Annotated in this window: 15 protein-coding genes; 13 read left to right on the top strand and 2 right to left on the bottom strand. The window is 50.1% G+C overall.

Going from position 1 to position 15,432, the window contains the following annotated elements:
• Positions 1–35: 35 nt before the first annotated feature.
• The gene (locus CR205_RS17530; RefSeq protein ID WP_110521434.1) at positions 36–1,007 is read right to left on the bottom strand and encodes an ATP-grasp domain-containing protein; all 972 of its coding nucleotides are present in this window, start codon (positions 1,005–1,007) and stop codon (positions 36–38) included.
• A 253-nt stretch (positions 1,008–1,260) separates the two neighbouring features.
• Between CR205_RS17530 and CR205_RS17525 the strand changes: the two genes are divergently transcribed.
• From CR205_RS17525 to CR205_RS17465, 12 genes are all read left to right on the top strand, one after another.
• Positions 1,261–2,220, top strand: coding sequence for an aminoimidazole riboside kinase (locus CR205_RS17525; RefSeq protein ID WP_110521433.1), 960 nt, complete (start codon positions 1,261–1,263; stop codon positions 2,218–2,220).
• A gap of 3 nt (positions 2,221–2,223) precedes the next feature.
• On the top strand, positions 2,224–3,678 hold the full coding sequence (locus CR205_RS17520; RefSeq protein ID WP_201745411.1) for a glycoside hydrolase family 32 protein: 1,455 nt from the start codon (positions 2,224–2,226) through the stop codon (positions 3,676–3,678).
• A gap of 358 nt (positions 3,679–4,036) precedes the next feature.
• Complete coding sequence (locus tag CR205_RS17510) at positions 4,037–4,723, top strand: DNA alkylation repair protein (RefSeq protein ID WP_110521430.1); 687 nt, start codon at positions 4,037–4,039, stop codon at positions 4,721–4,723.
• 6 nt (positions 4,724–4,729) lie between these two features.
• Positions 4,730–5,236 (top strand): GNAT family N-acetyltransferase, encoded by a 507-nt coding sequence (locus CR205_RS17505; protein ID WP_236634880.1) that lies wholly within the window; start codon positions 4,730–4,732, stop codon positions 5,234–5,236.
• Positions 5,237–5,265: 29 nt separating this feature from the next.
• Positions 5,266–5,946 (top strand): uracil-DNA glycosylase, encoded by a 681-nt coding sequence (locus CR205_RS17500; RefSeq protein WP_236634879.1) that lies wholly within the window; start codon positions 5,266–5,268, stop codon positions 5,944–5,946.
• Entirely contained in the window at positions 5,947–6,771 is an 825-nt protein-coding gene (locus CR205_RS17495; protein WP_110521428.1) for an aldo/keto reductase, read from the top strand.
• A gap of 25 nt (positions 6,772–6,796) precedes the next feature.
• On the top strand, positions 6,797–7,669 hold the full coding sequence (locus tag CR205_RS17490) for an NAD(P)-dependent oxidoreductase (RefSeq protein WP_110521427.1): 873 nt from the start codon (positions 6,797–6,799) through the stop codon (positions 7,667–7,669).
• A gap of 163 nt (positions 7,670–7,832) precedes the next feature.
• Positions 7,833–10,019, top strand: a complete 2,187-nt coding sequence (locus CR205_RS17485; protein WP_161524827.1) for a sensor histidine kinase — start codon at positions 7,833–7,835, stop codon at positions 10,017–10,019.
• A gap of 151 nt (positions 10,020–10,170) precedes the next feature.
• Positions 10,171–10,872, top strand: coding sequence for an NAD-dependent epimerase/dehydratase family protein (locus CR205_RS17480; RefSeq protein WP_201745410.1), 702 nt, complete (start codon positions 10,171–10,173; stop codon positions 10,870–10,872).
• Positions 10,873–10,874: 2 nt separating this feature from the next.
• Complete coding sequence (locus tag CR205_RS17475) at positions 10,875–12,665, top strand: M3 family oligoendopeptidase (RefSeq protein ID WP_110521424.1); 1,791 nt, start codon at positions 10,875–10,877, stop codon at positions 12,663–12,665.
• Positions 12,666–12,871: 206 nt separating this feature from the next.
• Positions 12,872–13,243 (top strand): iron chaperone, encoded by a 372-nt coding sequence (locus CR205_RS17470; RefSeq protein WP_110521423.1) that lies wholly within the window; start codon positions 12,872–12,874, stop codon positions 13,241–13,243.
• A 480-nt stretch (positions 13,244–13,723) separates the two neighbouring features.
• On the top strand, positions 13,724–14,089 hold the full coding sequence (locus tag CR205_RS17465; RefSeq protein ID WP_110521422.1) for a DUF5327 family protein: 366 nt from the start codon (positions 13,724–13,726) through the stop codon (positions 14,087–14,089).
• A 71-nt stretch (positions 14,090–14,160) separates the two neighbouring features.
• On the opposite strand, the gene CR205_RS17460 is transcribed toward CR205_RS17465, so the two are convergent.
• A complete protein-coding gene (locus tag CR205_RS17460) occupies positions 14,161–14,772 on the bottom strand; it encodes a GNAT family N-acetyltransferase (protein WP_110521421.1) in 612 nt (203 codons plus the stop codon).
• A 148-nt stretch (positions 14,773–14,920) separates the two neighbouring features.
• On the opposite strand from CR205_RS17460, the gene CR205_RS17455 reads away from it, so the two are divergent.
• Positions 14,921–15,223, top strand: coding sequence for a hypothetical protein (locus CR205_RS17455; protein ID WP_142669907.1), 303 nt, complete (start codon positions 14,921–14,923; stop codon positions 15,221–15,223).
• The last annotated feature ends 209 nt before the right edge of the window (positions 15,224–15,432 follow it).

The raw sequence follows: 15,432 nt of genomic DNA, 5'->3' as shown, positions 1-15,432 counted from the left end.
GCGTCCTTTGTCGTGCAGGGACGCTTCATACGGGATCAGGAATGGACGGTGCCGCCTTTAGTACTGGCCTCGAGTGTCTTTTTCAGATAAGCAGCCAATTCCTTCATACCGTAAACCCCTGCAGCAGCTTCTGCTTTAGGGTTATAGTTTGTATTTGTATTGACATCATACGTATAAACAGTGCCGTTGGCATCTTCAATAAACTCAATTCCCGCAAATGCAATGCCGTTTGCAGCAAGAAATGCTTCATATTTTTGAATCAGCTGGCTTGAAAATTCATCAATAATCTCGAATTTCGATCGCGGCTTCTCCGGCTCTTCGTCCCCTGACACGGGGCACGCCTCAACGGTTTCACCGATTTCACACGCCTCCGCCGGGCAGAGTTCAAACCCTTCAGAGGTGTCCACTCTGACTGCGTAAAGAAACCTGCCGCCGATAAATTCACAGCGGGTAATCGTGCGCGTCGGCGAATCCACAAACTGCTGGAGCAGAGTGATACCGTCAACGGAATCATCAAATACGCCACCGGATACATATTTTTCAAGGCTCTCTGCAGTATCAAACCGCATTACGCCGAGCCCTTTTCCGGCCCGGTTGTGTTTGGTAATAAACGGTGCAGGGAAGGACTGCGCGGCTTTGGCCAGCTGTGCAGTCCCGACTGCAGCAACTGTATCCGGTGTCCGGATGCCAAACTGCTTTAACTTCTCATACTGGAGAACCTTGCTGAGCTCAAGCTGGAGAGCACGGCTGTCGTTTAGTACAGTCCGGCCGTGACTCTCGAGCCAGGCAATAACAGCCTGGGCAAGCTCCGGCGCAAAGCGGTGGCCCCTCGTGTGGGAGGAGGCGCTCATCCGGTTATAAAAGATCCCTTCCGGAGGCTCTGCCTGAAGATCCACCGTTCCGTGGGCAAAATGCCAGTCTTCATGAGGCACACCGATCTCGGTCAAAGCCTCTTTCAAAGGCGCTGTCCACTCGTCGTTTTCGTGAATAATATAGACTTTTGTCATCAAATCGCCCTTTCTATTACTAATATAAGCTGAATTCCGATAAAAGTGATTGGTATTGTTTATTTTAACAATGTTGACGCTTTTTTTCCACGGAAGGGCCTGGTTTCACGGGGCAAAAAATACACAGGAGATAATACCGGCAGGACAGGAAAAGCTAAAAAATAGCGTAATGGTGTTTTGTTCATTGCAGGGTGCAGCGGGATGTGGCAACATAAACTTAGTTAAACTGCAGCAGATGAATGGAGGATGCAATATGAATAAAGGAATTGTAAGTCTTGGAGAGGCTCTGATCGACTTTATCCCTCTGGACAGCGAAAACACAGCGTTTCAGAAAAGCCCAGGCGGTGCACCGGCAAATGTGGCTGTAGGTGCGGCACAGCTCGGTGCGAAAACAGCGTTTCTTGGAAAAGTAGGTGAGGATGTGCTCGGTCATTTCCTGAAAGAGACCCTTGGTGGATATGGGGTCCATACAGACCGGATGTACTTTTCGGAGGAAGTGAGAACCGGTGTCGTTTTCGTAACGCTTGATGCAGGCGGAGAGCGCAGCTTTGATTTTTATATCGACCCGAGTGCAGATCGTTTCCTTGAAGAAGATGAAGTGGACGAGTCTCTGTTTGACGATCACAACCTGCTTCATTTCGGATCGATCAGCCTGATCAGCGAACCGGCGAGATCAGCAACGAAAAAAGCGGTCCGCCTGGCGCAGGAAAAAGGGGCGATTGTCTCCTACGATCCGAACCTGCGGATGATGCTCTGGGACAGCGAAGAGGCTGCCCGTGAAGCGATTATCTCCATGCTTGGTGAAGCAGACGTAGTGAAGATATCGGAAGAGGAACTCGCATTCATTACCGGTGAGAGAGAGATTGAAACCGGGGTTGACGCACTGGCTCAGTACAACATCCCGCTTTTGCTTGTCACAATGGGAGCAGAGGGAAGCCATGTGTTCATCAATGGTGACCACACGCACGTGCCTGCCATGAAGGTGGATGCCGTGGATACCACAGGCGCAGGGGATGCGTTTGTCTCCGGTATGCTTTATCAGCTTCACATGAGCGAAAAACCAATTGGAAGCCTGACGGCCAAAGAAGCTGGAAAAATGGCCCGGTTCGCCAGTGTCTCCGGTGCGCTTGCTGCCTCAACCAAGGGAGCAATGACAGCACTGCCTACGCTCGAGCAGGTAAACCGTATTTTAGATGAAAACGGTGAGGTGTAAGTGATGACGGAAAAAGAGAAGCAGTTACGCGATCAGGCCCTAAAAGAAGCAGAGGAGAGCAGGAGTCGTGTGGAAGCGGATCCGTACCGGCTGCGGTTTCACCTGATGTCTCCAAATGGTCTGATCAACGATCCGAACGGATGGATCCAGTGGAACGGCGCGTATCATATGTTTTATCAGTGGAATCCGTTCAAAACCGGCCATGGAGCGAAGTTCTGGGGGCATTATATCTCACTGGATCTCGTAAACTGGACGCATCAGCCGATAGCTCTTGCGCCGAGTGAATGGTACGAAAAAAACGGCTGCTACTCTGGCAGTGCCGTTGATCTGGACGGCCGTCTCACCCTTTACTACACCGGTAATGTCAAGGATGACGAAGGAAATCGCTCCTCCTATCAGTGCATCGCCCAGTCTGAAGACGGCATTCATTTTGAGAAGCAGGGGCCGGTTATCGACGAGCTCCCGGAAGGCTTTACAGCTCATTTCAGGGATCCGAAGGTGTGGAAGCAGAACGGACGCTGGTACCTTGTCATCGGCGCTCAGACAGAGGATATGAAGGGCCAGGCGCTCCTGTATCGTTCCGATGATGGACGAGAGTGGACGAACCTTGGGCCTGTGGCTGGTTCAGGACTGGCCCCGCTTCAGGATTTCGGCTATATGTGGGAATGCCCGGATCTGTTTCCCCTTGGTGACAAGGATGTGCTCGTTGTTTCTCCTCAAGGTCTTGAACCTGAAGGGATGCACTATCAGAATGTCTATCAGGCAGGGTATTTTGTCGGAGAATTGGACCTTGAGTCTCCTGCTTTTCACCATGGCGCTTTCGATGAACTGGACAGAGGATTCGAATTTTACGCACCGCAGACGACGGTGGACGAAAATGGCCGCCGGATTCTGGTCGGCTGGATGGGAGTTCCCGATCAGCAGGAGGACCAGCACCCGACAATCGAGAACGGATGGGTTCACTGTCTCACCATTCCCCGTGAGCTGCAGCTGCATGGGGACCGGATCATTCAAAAACCTGCTGAAGAGCTCCAGGCGCTCCGCGCAAATGAAGTGGTTCATGAAGGTGTGGCATTGAAGGGCAGAGACGTGACACTTGAAGGAGTATCAGGAGATGTCCTTGAGCTGGAAGTGGACCTGAACAGTACAGTACCGTTATTTGAAATCGATCTCCGCGGAGAGGCCCGCCTCATTTTCGATAGAGAAGCGGCTGTCCTTACACTGGAGCGGAAAAACTTCGCAGACCGTCTGACTGAAAAAAGGCAGTGTCATCTGGAGGAACTCCGGTCACTTCGCCTGTTTCTCGATACGTCTTCTCTTGAAGTCTTCGTAAACGGCGGGGAAGAAGTGTTTACGGCACGTTATTTTCCTTCGCTCGAAAACCACCGTATTTCCTTTGGAAGCAGCGGACCGGCAGAGATGACCGTCCGGAAATGGACGCTTGAATCACGCCCTTAAACCGCCTGAAATGCAGGAAAATTAGGGTCATTTAACGAATATATACAATTTAGTAAAAGGCTGTACGGGCAACTGAGCCGTACAGTCTTTTTTGCTAGGCTGAATATGGACGGAGAGCAGAAGCTCCGCTACAGGCTGCACCTTTAATTTCTCACACGTAACCAATTGCATGAAGCGTAAGGCGGTGACTCCTGCTGAAATAGCGTCGCCTGAAGACCCCGCAGGGTGGTTTTCCTGAGGAGGCTGAAGCGATGCCCGCGGAAAGCGCCTGCCTGCAGCGGAGTAAAACACATTTTTCCACAGCTTATTAAAAAACGTAAACAGCCATGCAGTCCAGCCGCACAAAGGAGACGATCCTATGTTAAAAGAAAAACTGGAAGCCATGTTCCGGGAGCACAAAAACGAAGCAAACAGGGAAGCAATGGAAAACTACATGAAAAACCACTTTCATTTTCTCGGAATAAAATCACCTGAGCGTAAAGTGCTCACAAGAGAGTTCCTCAATGAGACAGGCATACATAAAAGAAACGAGCTGCCGGTAGATGATCTCAAGCAGATCTGGAGTCTGCCTGAACGAGAATTTCATTACACAGTGATAGAAATAACAGCCCGGATGAAAAAAGTCTATGAGAAGCATCACCTCGCCTTTTTCAGGCATTTGACTGTCACGAATTCATGGTGGGATTCCGTCGACGGGATTGCGCCGAATGTGATCGGGGTATATTTTCAGAAGTACCCGGAACAACTCGGGTACGCAGACGACTGGGCCCAGGATGATAACAAATGGCTCAGACGCACCGCGATTCTCTATCAGTTAAAATACAAGAAGAAAACGGACGAAGAGCGTCTGTTTCGCTACTGCCGCCTGAACAGGGAACACCCTGACTTTTTTATCCGCAAGGGGATAGGCTGGGCGCTTCGGGAGTATTCGAAAACAAATCCTGGAGCAGTTGAAGCATTCATTGAAAAGACAGAGCTCTCAAATCTAAGTGAAAGAGAAGGATTAAAGCATATCCAGCGTCAAAAGCAGCAAAAAGGAGTTTGATTTAACATGGATACATTCGAAATGGAACGGATCACCAATGATCACCGTGACGAACTGAAGACATTCTTTACTGACCAGTGGGGGGACTGCCGGATGGTATACTCCCACGGTGAATATAACTGTAGCGAACTGGAAGGTTTCGTCGCTCTTGACGGAGACGATACGATTATCGGAGCCGTCACATTTTTCGACCACGGGCAGACAGGAATAAGGGAAATCATTTCTCTCGACAGTCTGATTGAGCGGCGCGGCATCGGGGGCGGCCTGATGGAGCTTGCGGAGAATGACGCCGTATCAAGCGGACTGAAAGAACTTTGTCTCGTCACGACAAACGATAACGTACACGCTCTTCATTTCTATCAGAAGCGGGGCTATCGGCTGACAGGAATCCGCCCCGATGCGGTCGTTTCCTGCCGGGAGAAAAAGCCTTCCATTCCTGAGAAAAGTACAGACGGGGTGGCCATTCGCGATGAATGGCAGATGAAAAAGCCTCTTCCTGCCAACGGAGAATAATACACAAAAACGGAGGAGGAACCGTAACAATGTGGAAAGAGCTGAACGATGAAACAGAAAAGCCATATTTCAGGGAACTGCGTGAATTCCTGAAAAAGGAATACCTGGAGCACACCGTTTTTCCGCCTAAAGAAGAAGTGATGAACGCCCTAGAGACGACGCCCTATGACAGCACGAAAGTCGTGATCCTGGGTCAGGATCCCTATCACGGTCCCGGCCAGGCTCACGGACTGAGTTTTTCTGTCCGTCCCGGTGTGCGTGTGCCGCCATCCCTTCGCAATATCTATCAGGAGCTTCAGGGGGATCTTGGCTGCCCTGTACCGGAGCATGGCTGTCTGCAGCCGTGGGCGGAAGAAGGCGTGCTGCTTCTGAATACTGTTCTTACCGTCCGCAAAGGGGACGCGAATTCCCATAAGGGAATCGGCTGGGAAACGTTCACGGATGCAGTAATCCGCTGCCTCAATGAACGGCAAACCCCGGTCGTTTTTATCCTCTGGGGCAAACACGCCCAGCGGAAAAAGGAGCTGCTGACCAACAGCCGCCACACTATCATTGAATCACCGCATCCGAGTCCCTTTTCGGCCCGCCGGGGATTTTTCGGCAGTGCTCCGTTTTCACGTGCAAACGAAGCACTCAAGGCAAACGGGATCTCACCGGTGAAATGGGAACTTCCTATAGAAACAGAGCAGATTAGCCAGGAGGGAAAGTAAATGAGCGCTGAAATCGAAAAAGTGACGTTAAATAACGGAGTACAGATGCCTCGTCTTGGCCTTGGTGTATATAAAGCTAGTGACGGAGAAGAAGTGGGCAGAGCGGTTCATGAAGCCCTTGCAGCGGGCTACCGCATGATCGACACTGCAGCCGTATACGAAAATGAAGAAGGGGTGGGCCGGGCAGTCAGACAAGCTGAGGTCCCGCGTGACGAGATATTTGTAACTACAAAGGTCTGGAACGACCGGCAGGGATACGATGAAACGCTGGGAGCATTTGAAGAGAGCCGGGAGAAACTGGGCCTTGATGTGATTGACCTTTATCTCGTCCACTGGCCGGTTACAGGGAAGTTCAAGGAAACATGGCGTGCCATGGAGAGGCTGTACCGGGAGGGGAAAGTCCGAGCCATCGGAGTGAGCAACTTTAACGTGCATCATCTGGAGACGCTTCTGGAAGATGCGGAAGTAACACCTGCAGTGAATCAGATGGAATTTCACCCGTTCCTCACACTGCCGGAACTGCACAGCTTCTGCAGGGAGAAGGGCATTCAGCTGGAAGCATGGAGTCCCTTAACCCGCGGCCGGATTTTTGAGGAACCGCTTATACAGGAACTTTCGGAGAAGTACGGGAAAAGTCCCGCCCAGCTTATTCTCCGGTGGGATCTGCAAAAGGACGTGGTTACAATCCCGAAGTCTGTTACCCCCGAACGGATAAGGGAAAATGCCCATATCTTTGATTTTGAAATCACGAAAGATGACATGAGGCGGATCGACAGCCTGAACCGGAATCACAGATTCAGCCAGGATCCGGACACTTTCGTCTGAGTATAGCCAAAAGGAGGAATCACCAGTGACACAGAACGTTGGATTTATCGGAGCAGGTGTAATGGGAAGAAGCATGTGCACGCACCTGATCGAAGCAGGCTATCACGTGCATCTTTATACCAGAACAAAAAGCAAGGCCGAGCCGCTCATAAAAAAAGGTGCAGCCTGGTGCAGCACGCCCGGTGAGGCGGCAGAAAAAAGCGATATTGTAATTACCATCGTAGGCTATCCCGAGGATGTGACAGAAGTATATCACGGCACAGAGGGGATTCTTGCCAATGCCAAGCCGGGCACCCGCTGCGTGGATATGACCACCTCAACACCGAAACTTGCACAGGCTCTTTGTGAAGAGGGGAAAAAGCGGGGCATCCCTGTTTTTGATGCCCCGGTCTCAGGCGGCGATATCGGAGCGAGGGAGAAGCGTCTCGCTATTATGGCTGGCGGCGACGAAGCCGAATTCGAAGCTGTACTGCCGGTCCTGTCGTGCCTTGGGACAAATATTGTCTATCAGGGCCCGGCCGGCAGCGGACAGCATACGAAAATGTGCAACCAGATTGCCATAGCCGGCACGATGACCGGCGCAGGTGAGGCACTTGCCTATGCTTATAAGGCCGGTCTCGATCCTGAGAAGGTGCTTCAGAGTATTGAAACGGGCGCGGCTGGAAGTTGGACGCTCAGTAACCTTGTTCCCCGGATGATTAAAGAGGATTTCAGTCCCGGCTTTTTTATCAAGCATTTTATAAAGGATATGGGAATCGCCATTGAAGCAGCGGAAGAAATGAATCTCGAGACCCCAGGTCTCCACTTGGCAAAGGAACTGTACACACAACTGGCTGAAGGTGGAGAGGAAAACGCGGGCACGCAGGCTATTATCAAATATTACATGGACCAGAGATAATAAAGAGAATGTAACCAGACTGTCATACCCGAAGCCGCCTGTTCATCCAGGCGGCTTTCTGCTGTGGGAAAGAGAATCAGCGGGAAAATTGTCGTTTTTCATATAATTCCCCCGTCTTATGTACTATAATGAGAGGAAATATGACAATCAGGGAGAAATTTTCATGTTTCAGACGCTAAAATCGAAACTGCTCATTTTCTTCCTGCTCGTAACGTTTATTCCTCTTCTTGTGATCGGCATTATGGGGTATCTCACACAGAAAAATGAACTGACCGCAAACCTTGAAGATTCCCTTTCGGCCCACACATCAGGTATGAGTGCAGAGATTGAAGGGTTTATTAGAGAGCGGCTGTATGATGTGGAGTACCTGGCACGAAACCCGGTCCTTATGGACAATGAAGCGAGCAGCCAGGAAATGAGACAGCAGTTCAATCAATTTGTAAATGTTCATGATCTTTACTTCGGTGTTGTCATGACCAATACGGACGGAATCGTCATTGCAGACACGAACGACGACACAGTCGGCGCCGATGTGACCAACAGAGACTGGTTTAACCGCTCAATGGAGGGAGAGGCCTATGTTTCAGAGATGTATTACTCTCCTGTCATTAATGAGTCCGTCATCGTGCTTTCAGCGCCGGTCTACAATTATCAAGGTGAAATGACCGGGATTATTACACCTCTATTTGACCTGGATGAACTCACAAGTACGATGCAGAATTTCAATCGGGAACAGCAGGCCGGCGATTCAGATACATATGCATTTCTCATTAACGGCAGCGGGGAAGTGATTTCCCATCCCGATCCTGATAAAAGTCTGTCTGTGAATTATTTTGAGCGTTTCGACACCTCCCGTGAAGAGCTCCAAACCGTCATCGACAGTGAGGGCCTCATTACATATGATTCGGAAGTGCATGCCTTAAGGAAAATTTCCACTATGCCCGGATTTCAGAATGACTGGTACGCAGGCGTAGCCGCAGAGAAAGATGATTTCTATGCTCCACTGAGCCGGCTCCTGAATCAGTATCTGATTGTATTCGGACTTGTGCTCCTCGTCGTCACGTTTGCGGTTTTCAGGCTCTCACGCTACATCGTAAGACCCGTTGAACATCTCGTGGATGTTACGGAAAACGTGGCGTTTGGCTCGAAGAAAACGCCTAAATACGTGCAGGCGTATGAAGAAGTAAACCGGCTTAATTATACGTTTGACAACATGACCAGAAAGCTTGAGGAACGGGAGCGGGGGCACCGGAAAAGCTCACTTGTTCTGGACACCACAGACAACGGTGTTTTTGCTATGAACCGTCTGAACGGGCAAGTCACGATGTTTAACAGGCAGAGCGAGAAAGTGTTCGGCATCAGCCGTAATCAGGTGATCGGCGCCAAAGGCTGCGCCGTTTCAAAGGAATCAGATGCTTTCAAAGCTTTTCTCGGAGCCGCAGATCTGGTCTCCCTTCTGGGAAAAGAGCAGATCCGCCGTAAAGATGAAATTGAATGTGACATACACGGAGATAAGCGTTACTTTTATGTGAGCGTTACCTCCCTGCCAACACTGACCGATCCATCCGATCATGAGGAGATGCTTGTGGTTTTTCACGACCTGACTGAAAAGAGGAAAATGGAAAATGAACTTGTACGGTCTGAAAAACTGAAAATTGTCGGTGAGATGGCAGCCGGTGTTGCCCATGAAATACGAAACCCGCTCGCCACCATTCGCGGTTTTATGCAGCTGTTTGACAGCAGCAGTGAAGCAGCAAAGGAAAATAGGAAATATTACAACCTGATTATTAAGGAAATTGATCGGGTGAATGACATCTGCAACGACCTGATGAACATTGCAAACCCGAATGGAACCAAAAAGGCACAGGATACGAACCTTGAGCTCGTTCTGGATGATATGCTGCTGCTTCACCAGTCCCAGTTCCGCCACAGGGATATCCGGGTAAACACCTACTTTCACGGCCGCCTTCCTTCGGTCCATCTGGACGTGAGCAGGATCCAGCAGGTCTTTTTAAACCTGATTCAGAACGCAGCTGAGGCAATGGATGGTGGAGGGGGAAGACTGACCATCAGTACAACCTTCCGCAAAAACGATCAGATAATCGTCATTACCTTTGCGGATACAGGTGAAGGAATGGATGAGGAGACCCTCAGCAGGCTCGGAACGCCGTTTTATACAACAAAAGAGACCGGCACCGGTCTCGGCCTTACGACCAGTTACCGCATTATTGAAGAGCTGGGCGGCCAGGTGCTCGTCACATCTGAGAGAGGGATCGGCACCACCTTTACTGTCCATATCCCCGCCGTGCCTGAGAACGGCATGGACAGCCAAGGCGAAAACACCCCCTGACTGTTCAATACATCAGGGGTTTGTTTTCAGGACCTGCACCGGCTGTGCTGCTGGTCATAACAGAGCCACGCGCTTTATTGTTTCAATATTCTTTTATTTTGATTTCGTCCCGTGATAAAGTAAAGCTACACAGTAAAGTGAGGTGCTGTCCGTGAAAACTGCATTGGTAGCCGGCGCCACTGGTCTTGTTGGTCAGGCGCTTGTCAGGGAACTGCTCAGCCGGAATACATACAGCAGGATCATCCTGCCGTCCAGACGTGAGACACCGTTTAGGAATGAACCGTCAGTCGAAGAAGTGATTTTGTCCTATGAGGATCTTGAAGAGGAGACCCTTTCCGCCGATGATATTTTCATCTGTCTCGGCACAACCATTAAGAAAGCAGGATCAAAACAAGCATTTGAAAAAGTCGATTATCATTTCCCACTTGCCATCGCAATGCAGGCACGCAGAAATGGGGCATCGCAGCTTGCTGTGATCTCAGCAATCGGTGCGGACAAGGATTCGGCCTTTTTTTACAGCCGGGTGAAAGGGAATCTCGAGGAAGCGCTCGTGATGATCGGCTATCCGTCTCTGCATATTCTCCGTCCGTCTCTTCTTACCGGCCCGCGCAGTGAATTCAGGTTCGGGGAAAAAGCGGCAGAATGGATCACCAGGCCGATGGGCTTTGCCATGATTGGTCCGCTTGAAAAGTACAGACCCGTCCACGCAGAGGATGTAGCCGCCGCCATGCACGCCGTTTGCCAGGAGGACTCAAGCGGTGTTCATATTTATCAGTCTGACCAGATTAATCACCTCGCCCAGGTCGTCAAAGAAAAAACAGCACTGCTCAACCAAAAACAGAAAGGGGAATAAACATGACACAATCATACCGTCAGGTTTGGGATCTTGAAGCGATCTTTCCAGGAGGAAGCGATTCAGAACGTTTTCAGGCATTTCTCTCCACATTGGAAGCCGATATTAACCAATTTCAAAAAGATCTGGATTCTAAATCAGTACCAGAAACAGAGGATGATCTCTTCGGCATCGTCCACGTACTCGTCCGAGCACAGGAAATCTCCAAACGGGTGAGAGAATCCGGCGCATTTGTCAGCTGCCTGACAGCCCAGAATACGAAAGATGAAGGAGCAAAACTGCTTACGGGCAGAGTAAAACAGCTTTCTTCATCCTACTCCTCTATCATGACTTCGATCGACGAGCTTCTCCTCGGAATTGAGGATGGGCTGTGGGATAAGCTTACAGCTCTCGAAGAAATTAAACCGCTTACATATAACCTGGAAGAACGACGCAGGGCTGCAAAAGATAAGCTTCCGGGAGACAAAGAAAAACTGATTCAAGGTTTGTCCGTTGACGGCTATCACGCCTGGGGTGACATGTACAACACCATTGTCGGCCGGATGAGCATTGAACTTGAAAAAGACGGGAAAACAAAGCCGTTTTCTGTTGGTCAGGCTGCAAATAAAATGACGAGCAAGGACCGGAGTACGCGCCAGTACGTTGCTCAGAAGTGGGAACAAGCGTGGGGAGATGAAGCGGAACTCTTTGCCAACACGCTCAATCATCTGGGCGGATTCCGCCTTCAGACATACAAAGAGCGGGGATGGGATGATTTCCTCAAAGAACCGCTCGATATTAACCGGATGCAGAAAAAGACACTGGACGTGATGTGGCAGACAATCGAAAAGAACAAACCGGTATTCACCAAATATCTGAAGCGCAAAGCCCGGGTTCTCGGCCTAGAGAAACTGGACTGGACCGATGTAGGTGCACCTGTGACGAGCGAATCCGAGGAGGTTCCCTATAATCAAGCCGCGGAAATGATTGTCGAGCAGTTCCGTTCATTCAGCCCGAAGATGGCCGATTTCTCACAAAAAGCATTCGACGAGCGGTGGATTGAAGCGGAAAGCCGCTCCGACAAACGCCCGGGTGGATTCTGTACGAGTTTTCCTGTAAAACAGCAGTCCCGCATTTTCATGACCTATGACGGTTCGGCATCCAATGTGGCCACCCTCGCCCATGAACTGGGCCACGCCTATCATCAGCACGTGATGAACGACCTTCCGCAGATGGCCCAGCGGTATGCCATGAACGTGGCTGAAACAGCGTCGACCTTTGCTGAAATGATCGTAGCAGATGCTACAGTAAAACAGGCATCCTCAGACGAAGCCAGACTGCAGCTTCTGGATGATAAGCTGAACCGCAGTATCGCGTTCTTCATGAACATTCATGCCAGGTTCCTGTTTGAAACACGCTTCTACGAGGAGAGAAAGAAGGGGCTTGTAAGCGTACACCGTCTGAACGAAATTATGCTTGAAGCGCAGAAGGAAGCGTACTGTGATGAACTGGGATCATACTCCCCGCACTTCTGGGCGTCCAAACTGCACTTCCATATAACCGGCGTTCCGTTCTATAACTTCCCGTACACGTTCGGCTATCTGTTCAGCATGGGCATCTACGCCCGCGCGGAAGAGGAGGGAGCGGATTTTGAGGCCCGCTATATCGACCTGCTTCGTGACACTGGCCGCATGCAGGTGGAAGACCTTGCACAGAAACATCTTGGCGAAGACCTCACAGAGCCCGAATTCTGGCAGAGAGCGATCGATCTCGTTGCAAGAGACGTGGAAACGTTTATTGAACTGACAGAATAAGCAGCTCTGATAAGGTGAATGAATCAGGTATCATAAGAGAAAATAACCAGATGGAAGAAAATAAAAAGCTGCTGATTATTGCTTTTAGAAGGATTTATCATGAAGCGAAAGGCGGGGACTCCTGCGGGAAGCGTCCGCCTGTAGCGTAATAAAACCACAATCTTTTCGATAAGAGTTTAATAAAGAGGCGTGTTGGAGGGACCAGTATGGAAACATTTGAAGAATTTATTCAGCAGATCGACCACCCGGATCACCGGGATCGTATGGAAGAAGTGCTGGGCTGGGTAAAAGAGAAGTATCCGCAATTAGAGGAGAAGATTGCGTGGAAGCAGCCGATGTTTACCGATCACGGCACGTTTATTCTGGGCTTCAGCGTCTCAAAAAAACATATAGCCGTGGCGCCTGAAAGAGTAGCGATCGATCACTTTTCCGATCAGATTAAGCAGGCCGGCTACGATCATACAAAGGAAATTATACGAATCAAATGGAACCAGCAGGTTGATTATGCATTACTCGGGAACATGATTGAATTCAACATTAAGGATAAGGCAGACTGCTCTACCTTCTGGCGGAAATAAAGAGGTGCATGGTAGGCTGCCTGTATTGAGACTACGTACTGGGCGGTCTCATTAAATCGCTCCGGCCATAAACGCCGCTTAGCAATCAGCAAAGAAGCTATTGTAAGTAAACATGCCACCTGAAAGGCCGGTTCTATATGAAATACATGTAATGAAGCGGAAGGCGGCGACTCCTGCGGGAAAAGCAATGACCGAAGACCCCGCAGGGCGCTTTTCCCGAGGAGGCTGAGGCATTGCCCGCGGAAAGCGTCCGCCTGCAGCGAAGTGGCTTTAAAAATTATAAATATTTAAGCACTTTCTTGTTTGAATAGGACCGAAGGTTAGTGTGTTTTAGATTTTATACTAGAGTGACAAAGAAGAATTTATCCACGTCCCTAATCGGATTTTCTGTAAAAAACCAGAGTGTGCTATACTTTCCCTATAATTTATGAACCCGCGGAAGAACAAAAAGTGAACCGTACGAGGAGGGAACTGTACAGCATGAATATATCTGCACGCACAGTCACAGCAAAAATGGATGACGAACTGAACCGTATAAAAGCGAAGGTGGCCGCTGGCGATGTATCAGACAACCGCTTTAAAGAGCATGTTACAGCCCTTCGCACATACTGCGATCTGCTGCTTGCATCGGAACCGGATGCTTCATCGCCCGCATCAGCTCCTACGTCATGGACGCCCCCGTCCAGTTCATCTGAACGAGAGCAATCTGCAATGGAGATCCTTGAGCGGCAGCGGATGATGGGTGACCTTGATGACCGCCCGGCCAAGCCTGCCCCGAAAAAAGCGAATAAAAACATTTACGACAGTGATGAACACGGCAGCAGCGACAACCTGCTCGATTTCTGATCTGATGACGAAGACCCCCGTATATGGAGATATACCGGGGTCTTTTCTATAATAATTTATCCAGAAGGTACTTAATCGGTTTCCCTTTGCCACTCTACCATTACCGCGCAGTTATGCGACTCTTCGTCGTCCAGGTAATCCCGGATTACCTGGAGGGGGGTCATGCCGTTTTTCATGGCAAAGCTGAGTACCAGATCTTTCAGACGCCCTGAAGCCACTTCTTCCATGTATTCTTCTGGAGTCATAAAACCGGCATGCTCATGGTACCCGGGGATTCTGCAGCCTGCCACAAACCGGGTGAGCCCAAGATCAGCAACCAGCTTTTTTCTCGCCTCGTAAAGAGCACCGGCCACACCTCTGCCGCGGAACCGGGGGCTGACGCACACGTCAATGCCGTATAGTGTATCCCCGTCAGGATCGTGTGCGGTGATATATCCGCCACCTGCCGCATCCTCCCACGTGTGAGGCCTGCCTGTCCACTTCACGATCAGCCCTGTAGCCGAGCCGGCTGGCTGACCATCCACTTCGGCAATGAGCGCTCCTTCGGGAAACGTATCCACATGAGCTTTAATTTGATCTTTGGACCACCACAGCTCCTCGGGAAAAGGAGGTGGGAACGCTTCTTTCTGAATTGCCAGCAGAGACTCGTAATCTTCGACTGTATACGGTCTGACGTGAATCATCTGAGTACTCACCCTTTCCTGCCTTTTTTCTGATTATAGTCAGGCAGAATCATCGGCTGCAACTTTCATGCATGGAATCACGAAAACTGCACAAGTTGTAATCAAACAGGTCGCCAAAAAAAACGCTTGGGTGAAGGGAGCAATTGTGATGATTAACAATACCGGTAATGTCGGATTTCCGCTTTATTTCCGTGTTTTTAACGGAGGAGAGGTGACAGATAAACTGACGGAGGACCGTTATGAGCTTTATGTGAACGAACATTATGTAGGAGACCACACGCTTTATGCTGAAAAAGAAGATGCGAAGGATGTAAAAGATTTTCTGCACCGGCAGGGGTTCCAACATGTGCAGCTGGAGGTAAACGGAGACCATATCGTCGTCATCAGTCCAACGCACGAGGAAGCAGAGCGGATGGAGAATGCTCTGAGAGTCTACGTGCAGAACAGGTAGGAGCAGTTGCGGATGCGAAAGTATCGGTAATATGTTTGTGAAGCAGGGAATGAAACGGAAGGCGGTGACTACAGCGACGAGCGTTTGCTTCACGAATAAGCTGCGAGTTGCTTCGACGCAGACCGCTTCGAAGGTATGCTGGGAGAGGAAGAAGCAGGAATCTTCCCTAGGAGGCTGAAGTGGTGCCCGCGGAAAGCGTCCGCCTGCAG

Origin of the sequence: Alteribacter lacisalsi, assembly GCF_003226345.1 — a bacterium.
GTDB lineage: Bacteria > Bacillota > Bacilli > Bacillales > Salisediminibacteriaceae > Alteribacter > Alteribacter lacisalsi.
This window is presented reverse-complemented; position numbering and strand designations above follow the sequence as displayed.

Coding starts and splice junctions, on each gene's coding strand:
- CR205_RS17510 (WP_110521430.1), top strand. CDS start 4,037: ATGTTAAAAGAAAAACTGGAAGCCATGTTCCGGGAGCACAAAAACGAA.
- CR205_RS17505 (WP_236634880.1), top strand. CDS start 4,730: ATGGATACATTCGAAATGGAACGGATCACCAATGATCACCGTGACGAA.
- CR205_RS17485 (WP_161524827.1), top strand. CDS start 7,833: ATGTTTCAGACGCTAAAATCGAAACTGCTCATTTTCTTCCTGCTCGTA.
- CR205_RS17475 (WP_110521424.1), top strand. CDS start 10,875: ATGACACAATCATACCGTCAGGTTTGGGATCTTGAAGCGATCTTTCCA.
- CR205_RS17525 (WP_110521433.1), top strand. CDS start 1,261: ATGAATAAAGGAATTGTAAGTCTTGGAGAGGCTCTGATCGACTTTATC.
- CR205_RS17470 (WP_110521423.1), top strand. CDS start 12,872: ATGGAAACATTTGAAGAATTTATTCAGCAGATCGACCACCCGGATCAC.
- CR205_RS17520 (WP_201745411.1), top strand. CDS start 2,224: ATGACGGAAAAAGAGAAGCAGTTACGCGATCAGGCCCTAAAAGAAGCA.
- CR205_RS17530 (WP_110521434.1), bottom strand. CDS start 1,007: ATGACAAAAGTCTATATTATTCACGAAAACGACGAGTGGACAGCGCCT.
- CR205_RS17455 (WP_142669907.1), top strand. CDS start 14,921: ATGATTAACAATACCGGTAATGTCGGATTTCCGCTTTATTTCCGTGTT.
- CR205_RS17465 (WP_110521422.1), top strand. CDS start 13,724: ATGAATATATCTGCACGCACAGTCACAGCAAAAATGGATGACGAACTG.
- CR205_RS17500 (WP_236634879.1), top strand. CDS start 5,266: ATGTGGAAAGAGCTGAACGATGAAACAGAAAAGCCATATTTCAGGGAA.
- CR205_RS17460 (WP_110521421.1), bottom strand. CDS start 14,772: ATGATTCACGTCAGACCGTATACAGTCGAAGATTACGAGTCTCTGCTG.
- CR205_RS17495 (WP_110521428.1), top strand. CDS start 5,947: ATGAGCGCTGAAATCGAAAAAGTGACGTTAAATAACGGAGTACAGATG.